This is a genomic window from Candidatus Komeilibacteria bacterium CG_4_10_14_0_2_um_filter_37_10 (genome assembly GCA_002793075.1).
Lineage (GTDB): Bacteria > Patescibacteriota > Patescibacteriia > UBA1558 > UBA1558 > UM-FILTER-37-10.
The window spans coordinates 1-6,067 of record PFPO01000024.1 but is presented as its reverse complement, the minus strand read 5'-3'; the positions used below and the strand labels follow the sequence as shown (position 1 = coordinate 6,067).

The following is a 6,067-nucleotide window of genomic DNA, read 5'->3' as shown; positions in this document are numbered from 1 at the left end:
TCTCGCTTGTCCAGCTTTTCGCGAAAGGCTGGACGGGGGGCGGGATCGGAGTGACAAATGGGTAGTGGCTGGTGTGACAAGCGTGGGTTGCTCACCAAAGGCGGGTCCGCCTCCTCGCCACGCTAGCGCTTTGGCGCAGCGGACGGCGGAAGCTAGCGCTGGGCTTCTGGATACCGGATTAAATCCGGTATGACAGTTGGGTGGGTATTGCATTAGGTGTTTGAGCTGGCGCTGGGCTCTGGATTGCTTCACCCGCCTTTGGCGGGATTCGCAATGACGAGCAATAATTAGAATAAAAAAGTGTAATACTTTTTCCCTCCCGCCCGGCAAATAAATTACCAAGCGGGAGGCCCTCGCAGCATAAGGAAAAAGTAAAAGCTTACTCCATGATTACTGGCAAAGAACTATTATCATTAATTTGATAATTAACATTGGTAAGAATCAGCATCTCGCTATCACTCTTGGCAACACCCATAACCTGTTGAACGCTACCATCAGCTGAAGGCGGTATGATACTGAAAGATCGTTGCTCGGTAACTACTCGTGTCTCTTCATTTAATAAATCACTGACAACTACTTGCTGCTGATTCACGGCAGTAGTTAACTGTTGGGCTTGCTCTAGTAAAACCTGAGCTTCATTAACAGATTCAATAATAGAAGCGCCGGGGGTTAAGGTATTTAAGTAGTAGGTGGCGCCGGCCTGTAAGTTACGGAACCCGCCAACGACGCCAGCTGTGGCCACCTTGATCAATCGGAGACCAGCGCTAATTTCGGCCGGCGCTGGTGCGTCAGTGGTATAACCCAACGCTTGCAAGCGAGCATTGATCTGCTGTGCGGACAACTGCCCGGCGGGAATAATTTCAGCGACGATACCAATAGCCGGATGGAAATCAGCACTGTCAGCATAGACGATATTAACTTCATCGTTACCCGAGATATAAACGGCGTCGCCAACTTTTAACTGACCAGCACTGCCATCCCAATACTCTTGGACAATGGCGCCGGCGATTTCTAAATTACCGCGGATAGTAACATCACCGGCAACCAAGATATTGCCTTTAAACTCAGCGTCTTGCATCACGACGTCACCGGAGAAAATAGCTTCACCCTTCACCACAATATTGGGCATTTCTTCATAATCAATCACTGGCAACTCTGACAAAGCAAAGGCGTCATCAACCACGGTTACGACTTGTCCATCAGCACTGACTACTGGGTTATCAATCTGAATTAAGACTTTGACCAAACCAAACTTGATCGTAGTATTTTGGCAACTGGATAAGTCTAAACTCTTCAGCTGTGCTTGCAACTGTTCTTCATTAACATTCGGTTGGCTGGCTAAAATCTGTTGTTTGGCAACACTGACTAACTGCTCACGGCAAATAGCAATCGGATCAAAATCTGCCATGGCCATACCAATGATGCCAGCTGTCTTACTCGTGGCTTTCATCGCTAGGCCTGGATAGGTGGCGGAAGTTAACAAATCGCCTTTCTTGATCAAACCATTTTCATTACTCACCTTTACCAAAATGGTACCGGCAGTGGCTATTAGTCGCTGATCGTTGCTATTTTCACTCTGATCAGTAACAACACCGACAATACTATGAGAATTGGCTCTGATACTCTTAACTACCATATTTTCTTGGCTGGGATCGGCCACGACAACATCACCTTTTTCTGGTAAAGCATAGAATAAACACTCACCGCTGCTGATTGGCCAAGAAGCTACTGTACTGCCAGTTGGCAAGGCACAGTACTGACTTTCATAAGTCGTCCAGTTGGCGCTATCCAATGATGTCCAGCTCTGAATCTCCGACATGTCCAGAGAACGAACGGACATTAACTTGATGGTATTATCACCCTCAGTACGGAAAGTTGACTCATTGATACGGTCAGCTGCCAAGTCAATCACTGGCTGACCATAATTTTCATAAACAAAAGTAATATTATCAATATTAGTACTACCGGTGGCTAAAGAAAATGGCAAGATAGTAATTAGTTGCAAACCATTATTATTAATAAGTACCTGGTCCCCACTGGCAGCAACAGAGCTGGCAGTACCTAAAGCAGCAACACCAGTAATGGCCACACCTTGATTATTCATAACTTGTGCTTGTGCTTGGCCACCAGTGATCGCGACTAATAATAGCTCTCCAGTTGCCAATGAGGAGAAACTGTACTGATTGACGCCAGCCAATGCCGCTTGCTCAATTCCTGTTTCCTGACCCAACCAATTCAATATTTGATATTTAACAACACCGCCGGATAAATAACTCACTACTAAATTATTGCCATTGGCTAGTAATTTAACAGTCTGTACGTTAGTACCTAGGACTTGGCTGCCGACTAATTGGCCAGACTGATAAATACCAAGCTGTACTTGACCGTTAACTACTGTAGCCACGGCAACCAAATTACCAAAAGCCGTAATTGAACCTGTTGCCATACTACCAATGGTTTGTTTGGCGCCAATTAGCTCACCACTTGGTTGCAAATAATATAAGTTCAAATCACTACCACCCACGAGCAAAGCAATTTGCGAGTTACCCAACGTTGCTATTCCCTGAATCACGCCAGTGGCTGGTAAGGCACGAATGACACCCAATAAACCGGTATAATTAATCGTTCGGGTATAAAGCTTGTTATCACCAGCTTGCGCCAAGGCAATCATCGCTTGATCATCACTGATCGTTACGCTGGCAATACTGCTAATGGCAAAATCAGCAAAACTACCACTCTTGACCACGTGGCCCTCGGGATTTTGCACGACAAACTTGGCTTCATCTTGGTCGTTGATGAAAATAGTAGCAATGTGGCCAGTGGCGAACTTGATCACTGACTGCTCTTTCGTCGGACTTGCACTTACCACACTGGTCGTTAACTTACTTAAACGTGAACTGTCAATATTATCCAAAACTACTAAACTACGACTATTAATATCCGCGGTGTACTCCACGATCATGACGGCGTCTGCTGGTAAATCAGCAATCAAGTAGAGCTCGGCATTGATTCTCTGAGCCTGATAAGTGCGGCCTTGATCATCAATCACGGAACGTACTTCTTTGGCACCAAAACCATAGCCAATTAAAGAAATATAATTATCGCCTTGGTGGGCCACAAAAGTATAACGGATAAATCCTAAGTCAATACTGTTGTTGCCGGCGGACAAATTCAACGGCTGGGAATATTTACCAGCTGGGGAATACAGTACCATCTGTCCTGCCGTGCGCGCATTGACGGCGAGCTCGGACCAAGTCACTTTTGTACTTTGGGTATCCAAGCTAATAGCGCTCGGCCAAATAATAGCACCAATGCCATCGGCGATACTGCCCAACACCATGACCGTGCCCAGTTTGTTCACTAGAGTTTGGGTATTTTGTAATTCCGAACTTAATTTTTGCGCACCGGACAATTGATCAACGCTTAAAGTGCGATAATAAAGATCACTGCCTTCTTGATAAGTTAGGAAATAACTGCCAGCTAACCCAGATTCAATATTAGCGTTTTGCCCATTGTTGGCGATGTCTTGAATGTTACTGAGATTTAAATTCTGATCAACCAAAGCAGTACGAATTACACCGTCTTGTTGGTAAATCAACGCTTGATCGGCCCAACCAATTTGTGATAAGGAAGCGTTCATCGTACTCTCTTTACTGATTTGATAATTAGCAACATTCATACTGAGCAGCTTGGTCGGCTGATTGCTCTGGCTATAAGCTAATCGGACATGGCCGGCGACAACCACGCCACTAACTTCTGACACTACCGCATCCGTGATAATTGTTTCTTCCTTGATCACTTCGCCACGGCCCGAGATCACCACATACTTCAAATAGCCATTGTCGCCGTAAGCAATCAATAAATAATTATTACTTAGTGCCAGCGCCGTTAAAGCCGTAGTGGCACCACTATTGAAAACCTTGCTCGGCATAATAATCTGGCCTTCGCTATTGATAATAGTAACTTCGCCAGCCTGACCACTGTGTTCATTGGTATAAATAATAGCTGCGCTACCATCAGAGGTGGCCACAACCGTCACATGACTTACTTTATTATTACTAAAGGTACCGCTATTAATCTGACGTTGATTAGCATCTAATAATAAATACTCGCCGGCATTATCCGTGGCCAGCGCCAGTAACATTTGTCCATTTTGTAATAAACTGGCGGAAAGCTGCTGAGCTTTTTGCTTACTGATGGTCAGGACTGAGGGTTCTTGCTGATAAACTTTGGCTTGCTCCAATGGCAAACTATTCTTGATTTGTTGTTTAATAGAGTCGGCTAAACTGGCAGAGTAAATATTACCTGTCACGTACAAATCCTGAGCCACTTCCGTGCTGCCAGTTACATAGAGATCGCCACTTTCCGCTACCTTCGCGGCAACACTACCTAAGCCAACGCGTAGATAACCATTCTCGGCAATCAAAGTGGCGATATTATCCATACCACTAACAGCCAGAGAAGCATTGTCGCCGGCTGGTTTTAATATAATAGAACTATTCGCGGCGCTGGTTTGCAAGACTAAGTTGCCATTGCCGGCTTTTAAGGCCATATCATTGGTTGAGGTTATTTGATTGCTAGTTAAAGCCAAATCAGCGACCGCCACTGAGGCAAAATAACCGGTTGACCAGCGGTTAGTAACACTGCCAATGTCATATTTATCAGTTTCGTTCGGATTTAGTGAAGAGGTAAAAGATCCTTTGACATCAATCAAGTCCGAAGTCGCGTCACCCAAAGTCAAGTTGCCGTGCAAAGCTGCATCGCCACCCAAGGCAAAAGAACCAGCTAAATCAAAGTTGCCCAGCGAGTCAATCTTGCTCACTGTTTGTTGGGCCTGATTCTTGATCGTCAAGGCTGATAAGCCTTGGTTATCATCAAGGTCCAGGACAATACCGCGCACGCGGCCAAGATTATTACTGCTGTCGGCGGAAATAACTAAACCCTCGGCAGTTGATTTAATCGAGCCCATGCCAACATTATTACCAATCTTAACTTCGCCGCTGGTAGCCAAGCTGCCTTCAATCTTGGTTTCCCCGCCATAGGTAATGGTGAGCGGTCCTTTGATCTCCGTGTTGCCACCAACCTTCAAACCGCCGGCAAATTCGGAATCGCCCAAACCATCAATGGTCAAAGATGGTCGTCCCGTGCCCGCATTTTCAATATTGATAACTTTACTAATATTTAATTGATCCGTGGCTTCTTTAATTAATAAATTTACTTCATCTTGAATTTCCATCGCGGCTATATTTTGCTGCACTTGTTGTTCAACCTGCTCCACGGTCAAAGATTTATTGCGACGCGAGATCATCACTTGAATAATACCCGTGTCGCCAGTCAATGACTCCAAAGCCACGCCAACGGTGGAGTCGCCAGCACTGGCCTTCATCACAAAACCTGGTTTGCTGGCTGACGTTAAACTATCGCCGATTAAGATCGCACCGTTTTCATTGGAAGCATGAGCTGGAATTTGTCCCAGCATAGCCACGATAACATAATTTTTGTTATTCTCAACAGCGCCATAACGATTACCAACAAAACCTGGCTCAGTGGACACAATGCCCATCACATTAGAATCATGGGCGCGATCACAGCGTTTGACAGCATTGGCTTTGGTTTCATCAATACAAACTGTTTCGCCAGCTTGCAAATCAGCATTGCGCGTTAAGAAATACTCGGCATAATCAGCACCGGCAGTCCAGGCATTGCTAGTACTGACATAAGCTGGCGTAGCACAATTGCCACCATTACCACAAACGCTTAATCTGTGGGTTGGATTGGTGGTATTAATACCGACGTTGCCGGAATAATTAACTACCATTTTAGAACTGCCATTAACTTGCAAATCCATCAGATTACCAGTAAAAGCAGAGTCGGCATTAACACCTAAATAAGTACCGTTAGCCGAGCCAGAAAAAAGTGTCAAGCCAGTTTTTTCGCTTTGCCATAATCCTAAAGCATTAGCAGAACTAGTGGGAAGACCATTCACTGTTAACTTATCATATAGATTTGTCCGACCATAGACAGCCAAATCTGATCTCATTTTAGACCCATTGGCGCCATTCAGCAA

The 6,067-nt window shown here is 45.2% G+C and carries 2 protein-coding genes; one reads left to right on the top strand and one right to left on the bottom strand.

Going from position 1 to position 6,067, the window contains the following annotated elements; all coding sequences use genetic code 11:
- On the top strand, positions 1-193 hold a 193-nt coding region (locus COX77_01375), incomplete at its 5' end, for a hypothetical protein (protein ID PIZ99507.1).
- A 186-nt stretch (positions 194-379) separates the two neighbouring features.
- On the opposite strand, the gene COX77_01370 is transcribed toward COX77_01375, so the two are convergent.
- The gene (locus COX77_01370) at positions 380-6,067 is read right to left on the bottom strand and encodes a hypothetical protein (protein PIZ99506.1); all 5,688 of its coding nucleotides are present in this window, start codon (positions 6,065-6,067) and stop codon (positions 380-382) included.